Genomic DNA, 14,404 nt, shown 5'->3' on the forward strand with positions numbered 1-14,404 from the left:
GACCTCGCCACGAAGACGAACGCTGATTGCCGCAGCGTCAACGCCCACCTCGCACCCCCGGCTCCCGGGCAACTACCCGTACAGCCACGGTGCCAGCACGCCGACCTCGGACGGTCCGCGCTACGACGAGATCACACCATCGAGTGACGGGCCTGACCTGCCAGTCTCAGAACCGCGTCCTATCTGCCACTGGTTGGCCGTCAGACCTGAGATTAGGACACGAAATTTGAGACCCTACAGCGGGCACGGTCAGTCCCGGGTCATGTCCACGAAGCGCGAGTAGTGCCCCTGGAAGGCGACCGTGATGGTGGCCGTGGGGCCGTTACGGTGCTTGGCGACGATCAGGTCGGCCTCGCCGGCGCGGGGCGACTCCTTCTCGTAGGCGTCCTCGCGGTGGAGCAGGATGACCATGTCGGCGTCCTGCTCGATCGAGCCGGACTCGCGGAGGTCCGAGACCATCGGCCGCTTGTCGGTGCGCTGTTCGGGGCCACGGTTCAGCTGCGAGAGCGCGATCACCGGCACCTCCAGCTCCTTGGCCAGCAGCTTCAGGTTTCGCGACATGTCCGAGACCTCCTGCTGGCGGTTCTCGGCCCGGCGCGAGCCGCCCGACTGCATCAGCTGGAGGTAGTCGATGACGATCAGCTTGATGCCGTTGCGCTGCTTGAGCCGGCGGCACTTGGCCCGGATCTCCATCATCGACAGGTTCGGGGAGTCGTCGATGAACAGCGGCGCCTCGCTGACGTCCGGCATCCGGCGGGCGACCCGCGTCCAGTCGTCGTCCGTCATGTTCCCGGAGCGCATGTGGTGCAGCGCGACCCGGGCCTCGGCGGAGAGCAGGCGCATCGCGATCTCGTTGCGCCCCATTTCGAGCGAGAAGATCACGCTCGGCAGCTTGTTGTGGATCGAGCAGGCCCGGGCGAAGTCCAGCGCGAGGGTGGACTTACCCATGGCGGGACGCGCCGCGATGACGATCATCTGCCCGGGGTGCAGCCCGTTGGTCAGCGCGTCGAAGTCGGCGAAGCCGGTCGGGACGCCGGACATCTGGCCGTTGCGGGAGCCGATCGCCTCGATCTCGTCGAGGGCGCCCTCCATGATGTCGGCCAGCGGCGCGTAGTCCTCGTTGGTGCGCTGCTCGGTGACGGCGTAGATCTCCGCCTGGGCGGCGTTGACGATCTCGTCGACGTCGCCCTCCGCGGCGTAGCCCATGCCGGCGATCCGGGTCCCGGCCTCGACCAGCCGGCGCAGCACCGCGCGCTCGTGGACGATCTCGGCGTAGTACTCCGCGTTGGCGGCGGTCGGGACGGAGTTGACCAGGGTGTGCAGGTAGCCCGGGCCGCCGACCCGCTGGAGCTCGCCGCGCTTGGTCAGCTCGCCGGCCACGGTGATCGGGTCGGCCGGCTCGCCGCGGGCGTAGAGGTCGAGGATCGCGCCGTGGATCAGCTCGTGGGCGGGCCGGTAGTAGTCGGCCGGCTTGAGCACCTCGACCACGTCGGCGATGGCGTCCTTGGAGAGCAGCATGCCGCCGAGGACGGACTGCTCCGCGGCGAGGTCCTGCGGCGGGACCCGCTCGAAGCCGTCGCCGCCGTCGGGGCGCTCGTCCTCGCCCTGGCGGCGCTTGCCGTCCCGCTGGAAGCCCCCGGAACCGCCCTTGCCGCCCTTCTGGAAACCGCCGCCCTGGAAGCCGCCCGGGCCCTGGCCGTTGCCGCGCCCGCGCGAGACCGGCAGCCGGTCGCCGGGGCCGTCCGGGAACGGCGCGTCGGCGAAGGCGCCGGCGGGGAAGGGGTCGTCCGAGATCGGCCAGTCCTCCTCCGGCGGCGGGGCGTCGTGGTCGTCGTACTGGGGGCCGGTCACGCGTGTTCCCCGATCAGCGAGTGGTGCGAGTTGGAGCTGGCCTTGCCGGTGGCTGGGTGGGACGGAGCCGCGCTCCTCCCTCGCCGCGCTCCTCTTTCTACGGCACCGCACCGACGGAACGGACGCCAGGGGGCGGGCGGGAGTGTCGGGCGGAGGGCCCACGCTAAAGCGCCGGACGCCCTTGCGCCAAGGTGGTTATCCACAGGGGGTGTGGACGGCCGCCCCCAGGCTGTGGAGAACTGCCGCAATCCTGTGGACACCCCTGTGGAAAGCCCTGTGGATAACCCGACGATCGCTCCACCGTCAACTCGCTGACCTGCGGCTACCCCCTTCCGGGGCTGTGCATGAGAAATACTTCACACACGGCCGGGTGGCCGTGGACACACACCGCGCCGGAGCCGTCGCTCAGGATTTCGAGTAATGCCTCACAGGCCCTGGCGGTCATTACCTGTGGATGAGTAGCCTTGTCCGCATGACCGCCCCCACCACCGCCCGCCGCCGGCACGACCGGGAGATCCTCGCGCTCGCCGTGCCCGCGTTCGGCGCCCTGGTCGCCGAACCGCTGTTCCTGATGGCCGACTCGGCCATCGTGGGCCACCTCGGCACCGCGCAGCTGGCCGGCGTCGGCGTCGCCTCGGCCGCCCTCACCACCGCCACCGGGGTGTTCGTCTTCCTCGCCTACGCCACCACCGCCGCGGTGGCCCGGCGGATCGGCGCCGGGGACCGCCGGGCCGCCGTCCAGCAGGGCATCGACGGCATCTGGCTCGCGCTGGCGCTCTCGGTCGGCGTGGTCGCGCTCACCCTGCTGCTGGCCCCCTGGATGGCCGACGTGCTGGGCGCCTCCGCGACGGCCGCGCCGTACGCCGTCACGTACCTGCGGATCAGCGCGCTCGGCATCCCGGCGATGCTGATGGTGATGGCCGCCACCGGCGTGCTCCGCGGCCTGCAGGACACCCGTACGCCGCTGGCGGTGGCGATCGCCGGCTTCGCCGCCAACCTCGTCCTGAACTTCGGCCTGGTGTACGGCGCCGGGCTCGGCGTGGCCGGCTCGGCCTGGGGCACGGTGCTGGCGCAGACCGGGATGGCCGCCGCCTACCTGTTCGTGGTGGTGCGCGGGGCCCGCCGGGAGCAGGCCTCGCTGCGGCCGGACGCAGCCGGGATCCGGGCCTGCGCGAAGGCCGGCGGCCCGCTGATGGTCCGCACGCTGAGCCTGCGCGCGGTCCTGATGATCGCCACCGCGGTGGCCGCCGGGCTCGGCGACGACGCGATCGCCGCGCACCAGATCGCCATGACCGTCTTCCTGTTCATCGCCTTCGCGCTGGACGCCATCGCGATCGCGGGCCAGGCCATCATCGGCCGCTGCCTGGGCGCCTCGGACGTTCCCGCCGCCAGGGCGGCCACCCGGCGGATGATCGAGTGGGGCATCGGCTCCGGCCTGGTGCTCGGCCTGCTGGTGGTGGTGGCCCGGCCGCTGTACGTGCCGCTGTTCACCCCCGACCCGGCGGTGCAGGCGCAGCTGAACACCGTCCTGCTGCTGCTCGCCCTCTGCCAGCCGGTCGCCGGCCTGGTCTTCGTGCTGGACGGGGTGCTGATGGGCGCCGGCGACGGCCCCTACCTGGCCTGGGCGATGCTCGGCACGCTGGCCGTGTTCGCCCCGGTGGCCCTGGCGGTGCCGGCCACCGGCGCCGGGCTGGCCGGGCTGTGGTGGGCGATGAACCTGTTCATGCTGGTCCGCGGCGGCTTCCTGGCCTGGCGGGCCCGCGGCGGCAAGTGGCTGGTCACCGGAGCGGTGCGGGCCTGACCGGGGCCCACCGACGCGGCGCAGGTCCCATCGGCGCGCGCCGGCGCGGTGCAGGCCCTGCCCGCCCGGCCCCGGGAACGACCGAGGGCCGGCCTCCCCGGGAAGGGGGAGACCGGCCCTCGGGCCGCTACCGAGAAACTCAGGCGGCGACGACGGCGACGTCCAGGTTGGCCAGGACATCGGCGTGCAGCTTGACCGAGACCTTGTGGGTGCCCACGGTCTTGATCGGCGAGGCGATCGCGACGGCGCGCTTGTCCACCACCGGGCCGCCGGCGGCCTTGATGGCCTCGACGACGTCGGCCTGGGTGACCGAGCCGAACAGACGGCCGGCCTCGCCCGAGCGGACGGCCAGCTTGACCTGGACGCCCTCCAGCTTGCCCTTGACCTCGTTGGCGGCCTCGAGGGTCTGGATCTCGTGGATCTTGCGGGCGCGACGGATCGCGTCGACGTCCTTCTGGCCGCCCTTGGTCCAGCGGATGGCGTAGCCACGCGGGACCAGGTAGTTGCGGGCGTAGCCGTCCTTGACCTCGACGACCTCGCCGGCGGAGCCGAGACCCGGCACCTCGTGCGTGAGGATGATCTTCATTATTCGGTCACCCTCTCTTAGCGCGCGGTGCTGGTGTAGGGCAGCAGCGCCATCTCACGGCTGTTCTTCACGGCCGTGGCGACGTCACGCTGGTGCTGGGTGCAGTTGCCGGTCACCCGGCGGGCACGGATCTTGCCGCGGTCGGAGATGAACTTCCGCAGCAGGTTCGTGTCCTTGTAGTCAACGTAGTTGACCTTGTCCTTGCAGAAGACGCAAACCTTCTTCTTCGGCTTGCGAGCAGGCGGCTTCGCCATTGTGTGCTCCATTTGGGGTTCACGCCCCGGCGGGCGTCCTGGGACGCCGGCTGCCGGGCCGCACGAAATCTGTCAGCTCTAGAACGGGGGCTCTTCGGAGAAACCGCCGCCGGACGGGGCACCCCAGCCGCCGCCGCCCTGGTTGCCACCAGAGGGAGCGCTGGACGCCCAGGGGTCGTCGGACGGGCCGGACTGGCCGCCGGAGTTGCCACCCCAGCCGCCCTGCTGGCCGCCACCGCCGCCCCAGCCGCCGCCCTGGCCGCCGCCCTGCTGGCCGCCGCCGAAGCCGCCGCCACCGGGAGCGCCGGACCGGTTGGCCCGGGTGACCTTCGCGGTCGCCGAACGCAGGCTCGGGCCCACCTCGTCGACCTCGACCTCGAAGACCGTCCGCTTCTCGCCTTCCTTGGTCTCGTAAGACCGCTGGCGCAGCCGGCCCTGCACGATGACGCGCATGCCGCGCTGCAGCGACTCGGCGACGTTCTCCGCCGGCTGCCGCCAGACGTTGCACGTGAGGAAGAGGCTCTCGCCGTCCTTCCACTCGTTGGTCTGGCGGTCGAAGGTGCGGGGAGTGGACGCGATGCGGAACTTCGCGACCGCCGCACCCGACGGGGTGAAGCGCAGCTCGGGGTCGTCGACGAGATTGCCGACGAGGGTGATGACGGTCTCGCCTGCCATGGTGGTGATGACCTCTCCGGAAGAGTTCCGTTCACCGCTGTTTCACGTGAAACAGCGGACGCGAGCTACCCGAGGCCCGAGGGCCTCAGCGGGTGGCTCAGTGGGTGTCCGGGCGCAGGACCTTGGTCCGCAGAACCGACTCGCTCAGGCCCAGCTGGCGGTCGAGCTCCTTGACGACCTCAGGCGTGGCCTTGAGGTCGATGACCGAGTAGATGCCCTCGGACTGCTTGTTGATCTCGTAAGCCAGACGGCGACGACCCCAGGTGTCGACCTTCTCCACCTTGCCGCCGCCGTTGCGGACGACGGTGAGGAAGTTCTCGATCAGGGGGGCGACAGCGCGCTCCTCGACCGAGGGGTCGAGGATGACCATCAGCTCGTAGTGACGCATGAGTAACCCACCTCCTTTGGACTCAGCGGCCACGGTCTCTCCGTGGCAGGAGGGTTGTGCAGCGTCGGCACCGGAGCAGTGACGACACCGGCTCACCGTAGCGGCCGGGTCGGACAATCGGCCCCGCCGACCCTCAAGAGGGCAGAAGGGGGCACAACTACACCAGTGCAGACCGCACAGCCTACCCGCACCCGGACGGCCGAACAAAACGCATAGGGGTTGTGAGACCCGCGCAACCGCCGCAATCTGGACGGAACGGGTTTCCTGCTCGTTCGTCTCCTCGCCAGGAGGTAGGACTCATGGCTCTCACCATCCACGGGCTCCCGCTCACCCTGAACACCGACGGCCACCGCCACCCGCGGGAGAACACCCTGGTCGGCATCACCGCCGTCCTGGGCGTGCTGGCCTTCACGACCTCGTTCTTCCACAACCTCCACATCATGAGCTCGTGGACCGGGCTCTTCGGCATCGTCTCCGGGCTCTGGGGCCAGTTCGTCTCCGTCACCACGGCCGAGCGGTTCGTCCTGATGATCGGCGTCGTCGCCTCCGCGTGGGGCTTCTACCTGGGAATCGCCAGGGGAGGCCTCTGGGGCTAGGTGTACTGACCACGGAGGTTGGTGACAGGGCTCACGGCGTGGTGATCTTGAAATGAGTGAGGGCCTTCTGGCTCGGTGTGGATTGCGACATCTGCACCTCAGCCAGAAAGGCCCTCATGCCACACCGTAACGCACCGCTGACCGAGACCGGACGCCTGCGCCTGGCCCGCTGCGTGGTCGACGACGGCTGGCCGTTGCGGCGGGCCGCCGAGCGCTTCCAGGTCTCGCCCACCACGGCCAAGCGCTGGGCGGACCGCTACCGGGCGCTGGGCGAGGCCGGTATGAGCGACCTCTCCAGCCGCCCGCACCGCAGCCCCCGGCGGACCCCGTCGCGCACCGAGCGGCGGATCATCAAGGTCCGCGTCCTGCGCCGCTGGGGCCCGGCCCGCATCGCCTACCTGCTGCGGCTCAACCCAGCGACCGTGCACCGCGTGCTGACCCGCTACCGGCTCGCCCGCCTGGCCCACCTGGACCGCGCGACCGCTCGCCCGGTGCGGCGCTACGAACGCGCCGCACCGGGCGAGTTGGTCCACGTCGACATCAAGAAGCTCGGCAACATCCCCGACGGCGGCGGCCACAAGATCCTGGGCCGTGAGGCCGGCCGCAAGACCCGTTCCGGCGCGGGCTACAGCTACCTCCACAACGCCGTGGACGACCACTCCCGCCTGGCCTACAGCGAGATCCTGCCCGACGAGCGCAAGGAGACCGCCACCGCCTTCTGGGCCCGGGCAAGCGAGTTCTTCGCCCGGGCCGGGATCGCCGTCCAGCGCGTGCTGACCGACAACGGCTCCTGCTATCGCTCCCGGACCTGGCGCGATGCCCTCGCGGCCGAAGGCATCACGCACAAGCGAACCCGGCCCTACCGGCCCCAGACCAACGGCAAGGTCGAACGCTTCAACCGCACCCTGCTCGACGAATGGGCCTACGCCAGGCCCTACCGCACCGAACAGGAACGCCGCGACGCCTACCCCGCCTGGCTCCACACCTACAATCACCACCGCGGACACACAGCACTCGCAGGCAAGCCACCCGCCAGCCGCGTCCCCAACCTCACGAGTCAGAACAGCTAGGGCGACAGACCCCGGCACCCCCGGCGCTCCCCCGGCCGGCCGTCCCGGCCGTCCCGCCAGGAACCCCCGGCGCCCCCGTCGCGTACCTACATGCAGGAGACAGGTACGCGACGGGGGCGCTGCCGCGCCCGCAGCCGCAGGGGCACCGGGAGATAAAGTCACCCCGAGAACCTGGGGCCCACCGAGCCCGACCGACGAGGAGCACCGAGCATGAGCCTGCGCCTGAGGACGATCACCCGCGAGGAGCACCTCGCCTTCATCAGGAGCCGTGCCTCGGCCAGCCACATGCAGGTGCCGTCCTGGGGCGATGTGAAGGCCGAGTGGCGCTCGGAGTCGATCGGCTGGATCGACGAGGCCAACCAGCTGGTCGGCGCCGGCCTGGTGCTCTACCGGCAGCTGCCGAAGGTCAAGCGCTACCTGGCGTACCTGCCCGAGGGCCCGGTGATCGACTGGTTCGACCGCGACCTGGACCGCTGGCTGCAGCCGATGCTGGCGCACCTGAAGTCGCAGGGCGCCTTCTCCGTGAAGATGGGCCCGCCGGTGGTCATCCGCCGCTGGAACGCGCCGACCATCAAGGAGGCCATCGCCGGCAAGCAGGCCAAGCGCCTGCGCGACATCGAGGCCGACTGGTACGAGCCGCGCGCCTTCGAGGTGGCCGACCGGCTGCGCAAGGCCGGCTGGCTGCAGGGCGAGGACGGCGGCGCCGGCTTCGGCGACGTCCAGCCCCGCTACGTCTTCCAGGTGCCGCTGGCCAACCGCTCGCTGGACGACATCCAGAAGGGCTTCAACCAGCTCTGGCGCCGCAACATCAAGAAGGCCGAGAAGAGCGGCGTCGAGGTGGTCCAGGGCGGCTACGACGAGCTGCCGATCTTCCACCAGCTGTACCTGGTGACCGCCGAGCGCGACCGCTTCACCCCGCGGCCGCTGTCGTACTTCCAGCGCATGTGGAAGGCCCTCACCGCCGAGGACCCGAACCGCATGCGGCTCTACATCGCCTACCACGAGGGCGAGCCGCTGGCCGCGACCACGATGCTGGTGGTCGGCGAGCACGTCTGGTACTCCTACGGCGCCTCGGCCAACCACAAGCGCGAGGTCAAGCCGTCCAACGCGGTCCAGTGGCGGATGATGCGCGACGCCTACGCCCTCGGCGGCGGCGTCTACGACCTGCGCGGCATCAGCGACACCCTGGACGAGAACGACCACCTCTTCGGCCTGATCCAGTTCAAGGTCGGCACCGGCGGCCAGGCCGCCGAGTACCTCGGCGAGTGGGACTTCCCGCTCAACAAGCTGCTCCACAAGGCCCTCGACCTCTACATGTCGCGCCGCTGAGCCGCCGCCGAGCAGCCCGCCCGCCGTGACCGACACCCCTGGGAGATGACCCGATGACGCTGTCGCTCTACCTCGACACCGAACGCTGGCGCGCCCACCAGCGTTCCGTCCTGGCCGAGTTCCCCGGCCTGGTACCGGTGGCGAAGGGCAACGGCTACGGCCTGGGCAACCACCGGCTCGCCGAGGAGGCGACCCTGCTCGGCACCGGGGTGCTGGCGGTCGGCACCGCCTACGAGGCCGCCGACGCGGCCGACTGGTACGGCGGCGAGCTGCTGGTGCTCACCCCGTACCGGATCGGCGAGGAGGTGCTGCCGCTGCCGCACGCGCGGGTGATCCGGACGGTGGCGAGCGTCGACGCCCTGCGCGCGCTGCACGGCGCCCGGGTGGTGGTGGAGTGCATGACCACCATGCGCCGGCACGGCGTGGGCGCCGCCGACCTGCCCGCGGTCGCCGCCGGGCTGGACGGCGTCTCCTTCGAGGGCCTGGCGCTGCACCTGCCGATGGACCGGCCGGACGGCTCCAGCCCGGTGGAGGAGGTGGCGTACTGGGTGGACGCCGCCCGGGCCGCCGGGATCCCGGTGCACACCGTGTTCGTCAGCCACCTCGGCGCGGCCGGGATGGAGCAGCTGGCGCAGCGCTACCCGGACACCGTCTTCCGGGCCCGGATCGGCACCCGGCTCTGGCTCGGCGACCACGGCGCGCTGGAGGTCCGGGCGACCGTCCTGGACGTCACCCGGGTCGCCAAGGGCGACCGCTACGGCTACCGCCAGCACCCGGCGCCGTCCGAGGGCCACCTGCTGGTGGTCGCCGGCGGGACTGCGCACGGCATCGGCCTGGAGGCGCCCAAGTACGTGCAGGGCATGTCCTCCCGGGCGAAGGGGATCGCCCGGGCCGGCCTGGCGACGGTCAACAAGACCAAGTCGCCGTTCCACTGGTCCGGCAAGCAGCTCTGGTTCGCCGAGCCGCCACACATGCAGGTCTCGCTGCTCCTCCTGGACAACGAGACCAAGCCGCCGGCGATCGGCGACGAGCTGACCCTCCAGGTGCGGCACACCACCACCCACTTCGACCGGGTGGTGGACCGCTGACGGCGCTCTACCGACGCGCGGTACTCCCGGCCGGCTCCGCGGCGGGTGGCTCGTCCAGCCACTGCTCGGGGCCGGCCGGCGCGTACCCGGCGTAGCTCGCCTCCTCCTGCAGCCGCCGGGCGGTGCCGTGCACGAAGACGTCCGGGGCGTGGTCGAGCACCCCGCCGGACGGGTCGTCACTGCCGTCCCAGCGCACCGGGTCGCGGTCCGGGAACAGGATGTCGCGGACCACCATCGTGACCAGGTAGAGCGTCCCGGCCAGGTGCAGCACGATCGCGAAGTGGTACCAGGACTCGCCGATCCCGTGCTGCTTGGGGCCGGTGACGAAGCCCAGGTGGGACCAGATGCCCAGGGTGTAGAGCACCTCGCAGGCCTGCCAGATCAGGAAGTCCCGCCAGCGCGGCCGGGCCAGCACGGCGAGCGGGATCAGCCAGAGCACGTACTGCGGCGAGTAGACCTTGTTGACCAGGACGAACGCGGCCACCACCAGGAAGGCCAGCTGCACCAGGCGCGGGCGGCGGGGCGCCGAGACGCCGAGCCAGCCGATCGCCAGGCAGCAGAGCACCATCAGCACCGCGATGTAGAGGTCGAGGTTCTCCAGGGCGACGCCCCGGCCCTGCATCAGGATCAGCCAGAAGGAGCCGTAGTCCTCCTTGCGGTGCTTGCTGAAGACGTAGAAGGTCGACCAGCCCTGCCAGTTGGCCAGCATGATCGGCAGGTTCACCAGCAGCCAGGCGCCCACCGCGCCGCCCAGCGCCGCGCGGAACTCGCGCCACTTCCCGGCGCGCCAGCAGAGCACCAGGATCGGGCCGAGCAGCAGCACCGGGTAGAGCTTGGCCGCGGTGGCCAGGCCGATGAAGACGCCGGCCCAGAGCGGCCGCGAGCCGGCCCACCAGGCCAGTGCGACGGCGGCCAGCGCGACCGCCAGGAGGTCCCAGTTGACGGTGGCGTTCAGCAGCAGGCAGGGCGCGAGGGCGAACAGCAGGGCGTCCCAGGGGCGGCGGCGGTGGGTCCGGGAGACCGCCACCACGGCGACCACCGCGCAGGCCATCAGCAGGCCCGCGTTGATCGCCCAGAACCACTGCTCCTGGCTCATGGTCGTCCCGCCGCCCGGCGTCACCCAGGCCGCGATCTGCATGAAGAGACCGGTCAGCACCGGGTACTCCAGGAACTGCAGATCGCCGGAGGTACCCGGGATCCGGTCCACGTACGGGTGCAGGCCGGCCGCGAAGCCGCGTCCGGAGAACAGGTGCGGGATGTCGCTGTAGCAGGCGTGGATGTACTGCGGCGAGCCCGGCTGGAACCATGCGCCGTCGTAGCAGGGCAGCTGCCGGACCATGCCCAGCACCGAGACCACGATCACCACCAGCGCCAGGAAGCGCGCCGGGATCCACCAGGAGACGCCCAGCAGGGCGCGCCGCCCCGGCGGGCCGCCGATCACCTCGCTGCCGGCCGCCGCGACCGGGTCCTCGTCGGCCGGGACGACCACCGTGTTGGCCGGCGGCGCGGCCGCCCCGGACCGGTCCGGGGCGCCGGCGGCTCCCGCGGCACCGGCGGAGGCCGTGGCGTCGGCAGGGCCCGTTCCGGGCGCCGCCGGATCGGGACCGGCGCCCTCGATGGGCCCGATCTGGCCGGCGGAATCGTCACGAGCGCTCGACGTCATGCCGGACATCCTGCCGCACCTCCCGCGACTGGACGAGGAGGACCCCTCGCAGGTCCCGGTGCGATCCGGCGAAACATGACGAAACGGCGGTGGCGGCCCTCCGAGGAGGACCGCCACCGCCGTCGCGCGTCAGGGCCGACCGCCCGTCAGGGCGCCGCCTGGGCGCCGCCGGCACCGGTCGCGCTGGGCGACGTGGTCGGCTTCGTCGGCTTGCCGGTCGGGCCGGTCGGCGAGCCGGTGGAGCTCGGCGTCGGCTGCGGCGAGGGGCACAGCCCGAGGAGACAGGTGGGCGAGGGCGCCGTGGTCGAACCGCCGCCACCGCCGCCGTTGCCACCTCCGCCACCGGGCGTCGGGTGGGTCTTGGTCGCCGACGGCGTGGGCACCGTGCCCGGGCAGTCCACCCCCGGAACGCAGGCCGGCCCCTGGGTGGTGGTCGGCTGCGGCTGCTGCGGGGCACCCGGGTCCGGGGCCTGGGTCGGGGCGGTCTCGGTGGCCGAGGGCGAGGTGCTCGGCGTGGCCGTGCTCGGCGCACCCGAGGAGTCCACCTGGCTGCCGACCGGCTGCGGGTTGGGGAAGTCCAGCTTCTTCTCGTTGGCCAGTGCGGCCTTCATGTAACGGGTGAAGACGTCGGTCGGGGTGTCACCACCGTGCACCGAGTCCTTGCCGCCGGTGCCGTTGAGCGAGAGCCGCTCGTGCTTGGCCGGGTCCTCGCGCCACATCGCGACGCTGGTGGCCAGCTGCGGGGTGTAGCCGACCCACCAGGCCGACTTGTTCTGGTCGGTGGTACCGGTCTTGCCGGCGACCGGGCGGCCGAGCGCGTTGGACTTCGAACCGGTACCGTTCTTGGCCACGTTCACCAGCACGTCGGTGACGTTGTCCGCGACGGCCGGCTCCAGCGCCTGCTTCAGCTCGGGCTTCTTGAACCCCGGGCGGTCGACGCCGTTCAACTCCACCTTGGTGACGGAGTACGGGTCGGCCTGCTTGCCGCTGGCGGCGAGCGTCGCGTAGGCGTCGGCCATCCGGATCGGGCTGATACCGGAGGTGCCGAGCGGGAAGGTCGTCGTCTTGGTGTCGACGAAGCTCTCCTTGCGCACGCCCATCTTCTCGGCGGTGTCGGCCACGACCTGGCCGCCGACGTCCTGGTTGAGCTGGACGAACGGGACGTTGTACGACCACTGCATGGCCTGCCGCAGCGAGACGTAGCCGCGCTTGCCCTTGTCCTCGTTCTTCTGCCGGTACGGCTTGCCGGTCGTGTCGTCCATGATCAGCGAGCCGTCCGGCCGGCGGATCTCGGACATGTCGTCGGAGAGGTAGCGGCTGTCGGCGTTGATCCGCTTCGGCTTGCCCTTGTCGTCGGTCGAGGTCTGCACGCCGACCTGCATCGCGGCGGCGAGCACGAACGGCTTGAAGGTCGAGCCGACCTGGACGCCCTGGGCGTCCGCGTTGTTGTCGAAGTGCTGGTTCTCCACGCCGTCGCCGCCGTAGATGGCGACGATCGCGCCGTCACCGGGGCGGATGCTGGCCGCGCCGAACTGGACCCAGTTGTCGTTGTCCGGGCGCTTCTGCGGGTTGAGCGTCTCGTTCCGGACGTCGTCCACGGCCTTCTTGAGGGCGTCGACCTTGTCCTTCTCGAAGGTCGTGTAGATCTTGTAGCCGCCCTTGGCCAGCGCCTGCTGGTCGATCTTCGGGTCCTTGGCCGTGACGTACCGGTTGGCGACGTCGACCAGGTAGCTGATCTGGCCGTTCATGTTGGTCGACGGCACCGGCTTGATCGGGTCCGGGAACGTGGTGCACTTGGCCCGTTCCTCGGGGGTGGCGTTCTTGGTCTCCACCATCCGGTCCAGGATCCACTTCCAGCGTGCCTCGGCACGCTCGTGGTTGCCCTTGATGCTCGGGTCGTAGAGCGCGGCGCCCTTGAGCAGACCGGCCAGCATCGCGCTCTGGCAGAGGTCAAGGTCCTTGGCGTTGACGCCGTAGTACGCCTGGGCGGCGGCCTGGGCGCCGGTGCCGCGGCCGAACCAGCTGGTGTTCAGGTACCCCTTCAGGATGTCTTCCTTCTCCATGTCCTGATTGACCTTCAGGGTGATGAAGAACTCCTTCACCTTGCGGGTGAGGGTCTGCTCCTGGGTGAGGTACGCGTTCTTGACGTACTGCTGGGTGATGGTCGAGGCGCCCTGGGTCTGGCCGCCCCTGGCCATGTTGTAGACCGCGCGCATCATGCCCTTGGGGTCGATGCCGCTGTCGGTGCGGAAGCTCTCGTTCTCCGCCGCGATGACCGCGTTCTGCAGGTTGGGGCTGATGTCGGCGAGCTCGACGATCTGACGGTTCGTCTCGCCCTTGCGGGTCATCTCCGTGCCGTCGGCCCAGTAGTAGATGTTGTTCTGTTCCTTCACCAGATCCTTGAGCGGCGGGATCGTGGTGCTCTGGTAGATGAAGAAGACCGTGCCGACACAGGCCGCGAAGACGATCAGGAACGTGCTGAGCCAGAGCCGCCAGGACGGCAGCCAGCGACGGAAGCCCTGCTTGCCGAAGCGCGGGTAGTCGATGAACCGCTTCTTGCCCGGCTTGCCGCCCCGGCCGGCCGCGGCCGCGGCCGGGGCCGCGGGAGCGCCCGCGCCGCGCTTGCCGGCCGCCTTGCGCATCTCGGCGCGGGTCATCCGGGGCTGCTGGGCCGTCTCCCGGACGCCCGGGGAGCGCCGCCGGAAGCCCTCCGAGCTGAGCTCGTCGCGGTCGGCTCCGCCCGTCCCGCCGCCGTCGCCCGGCGGCTGCCCGTCTCCGTTGGGCGACCTGCGCCGTCGTTCGCTCATGTTCCAGCTACTCCTCGCCAGGCGGTCGAAGCCTGAAGGCAGGGTCCACGTCCGATGCCCGCAACCGCCCTAACCCCGGAGGTGGTCCTCGTGCACACGCGACAGCGTACGCAGGACAGAAACACAACCAATCGGGCATCAGCCGCCAATACCCGCAAAACGGCAGCAGATCATTACACGCCCGTTGCCAAGCACACCCGCGCGTCGCCTTGTGATCACATTCACGCGTGCCCCTCTTGCTCCACCGGGGGCCCAGGTTTACTGTTCTCGATATATCGAGCCGATACATCGAAGCG

General features: G+C 70.8%; 12 protein-coding genes. 5 read left to right on the plus strand and 7 right to left on the minus strand.

What is annotated here, in order from left to right; translation table 11 throughout:
* Positions 1 to 249: 249 nt before the first annotated feature.
* A complete protein-coding gene (gene dnaB / locus RMN57_RS19955; RefSeq protein ID WP_313767890.1) occupies positions 250 to 1,794 on the minus strand; it encodes a replicative DNA helicase in 1,545 nt (514 codons plus the stop codon).
* 529 nt (positions 1,795 to 2,323) lie between these two features.
* On the opposite strand from dnaB, the gene RMN57_RS19960 reads away from it, so the two are divergent.
* Positions 2,324 to 3,652, plus strand: a complete 1,329-nt coding sequence (locus RMN57_RS19960; RefSeq protein ID WP_313764707.1) for an MATE family efflux transporter — start codon at positions 2,324 to 2,326, stop codon at positions 3,650 to 3,652.
* A 139-nt stretch (positions 3,653 to 3,791) separates the two neighbouring features.
* On the opposite strand, the gene rplI is transcribed toward RMN57_RS19960, so the two are convergent.
* The 4 genes from rplI to rpsF all read right to left on the minus strand — a co-directional run bounded on the left by rplI (position 3,792) and on the right by rpsF (position 5,555).
* Entirely contained in the window at positions 3,792 to 4,238 is a 447-nt protein-coding gene (rplI, locus tag RMN57_RS19965) for a 50S ribosomal protein L9 (protein ID WP_313764708.1), read from the minus strand.
* 17 nt (positions 4,239 to 4,255) lie between these two features.
* Positions 4,256 to 4,492 carry a 30S ribosomal protein S18 gene (rpsR, locus tag RMN57_RS19970; protein ID WP_030304537.1) on the minus strand — a complete coding sequence of 79 codons (237 nt, stop codon included), beginning with the start codon at positions 4,490 to 4,492 and terminating at the stop codon, positions 4,256 to 4,258.
* Positions 4,493 to 4,570: 78 nt separating this feature from the next.
* Positions 4,571 to 5,167: a single-stranded DNA-binding protein gene (locus tag RMN57_RS19975; RefSeq protein ID WP_238860429.1), complete on the minus strand. Its 597-nt coding sequence runs from the start codon at positions 5,165 to 5,167 to the stop codon at positions 4,571 to 4,573.
* Between the two features lie 97 nt (positions 5,168 to 5,264).
* Positions 5,265 to 5,555 carry a 30S ribosomal protein S6 gene (rpsF, locus tag RMN57_RS19980; protein ID WP_148643846.1) on the minus strand — a complete coding sequence of 97 codons (291 nt, stop codon included), beginning with the start codon at positions 5,553 to 5,555 and terminating at the stop codon, positions 5,265 to 5,267.
* A 299-nt stretch (positions 5,556 to 5,854) separates the two neighbouring features.
* Here rpsF and RMN57_RS19985 point away from each other — a divergent pair, with 299 nt between their 5' ends.
* The 4 genes from RMN57_RS19985 (at position 5,855) to RMN57_RS20000 (ending at position 9,638) form a co-directional block, all read left to right on the plus strand.
* Positions 5,855 to 6,151: a hypothetical protein gene (locus RMN57_RS19985; RefSeq protein WP_313764709.1), complete on the plus strand. Its 297-nt coding sequence runs from the start codon at positions 5,855 to 5,857 to the stop codon at positions 6,149 to 6,151.
* A gap of 116 nt (positions 6,152 to 6,267) precedes the next feature.
* Complete coding sequence (locus tag RMN57_RS19990) at positions 6,268 to 7,221, plus strand: IS481 family transposase (RefSeq protein WP_313764710.1); 954 nt, start codon at positions 6,268 to 6,270, stop codon at positions 7,219 to 7,221.
* 210 nt (positions 7,222 to 7,431) lie between these two features.
* The gene (locus RMN57_RS19995; protein WP_238860433.1) at positions 7,432 to 8,550 is read left to right on the plus strand and encodes a peptidoglycan bridge formation glycyltransferase FemA/FemB family protein; all 1,119 of its coding nucleotides are present in this window, start codon (positions 7,432 to 7,434) and stop codon (positions 8,548 to 8,550) included.
* 53 nt (positions 8,551 to 8,603) lie between these two features.
* Entirely contained in the window at positions 8,604 to 9,638 is a 1,035-nt protein-coding gene (locus RMN57_RS20000) for an alanine racemase (protein WP_313764711.1), read from the plus strand.
* Between the two features lie 7 nt (positions 9,639 to 9,645).
* On the opposite strand, the gene RMN57_RS20005 is transcribed toward RMN57_RS20000, so the two are convergent.
* Together RMN57_RS20005 and RMN57_RS20010 are read right to left on the minus strand one after the other, a co-directional pair.
* Entirely contained in the window at positions 9,646 to 11,301 is a 1,656-nt protein-coding gene (locus RMN57_RS20005; protein WP_313764712.1) for a glycosyltransferase 87 family protein, read from the minus strand.
* 146 nt (positions 11,302 to 11,447) lie between these two features.
* Positions 11,448 to 14,108, minus strand: coding sequence for a transglycosylase domain-containing protein (locus RMN57_RS20010; protein ID WP_313764713.1), 2,661 nt, complete (start codon positions 14,106 to 14,108; stop codon positions 11,448 to 11,450).
* Between the last annotated feature and the right edge of the window lie 296 nt (positions 14,109 to 14,404).

It is taken from the genome of Kitasatospora sp. CM 4170, assembly GCF_032110285.1.
Classification (GTDB): Bacteria; Actinomycetota; Actinomycetes; order Streptomycetales; family Streptomycetaceae; genus Kitasatospora; species Kitasatospora aburaviensis.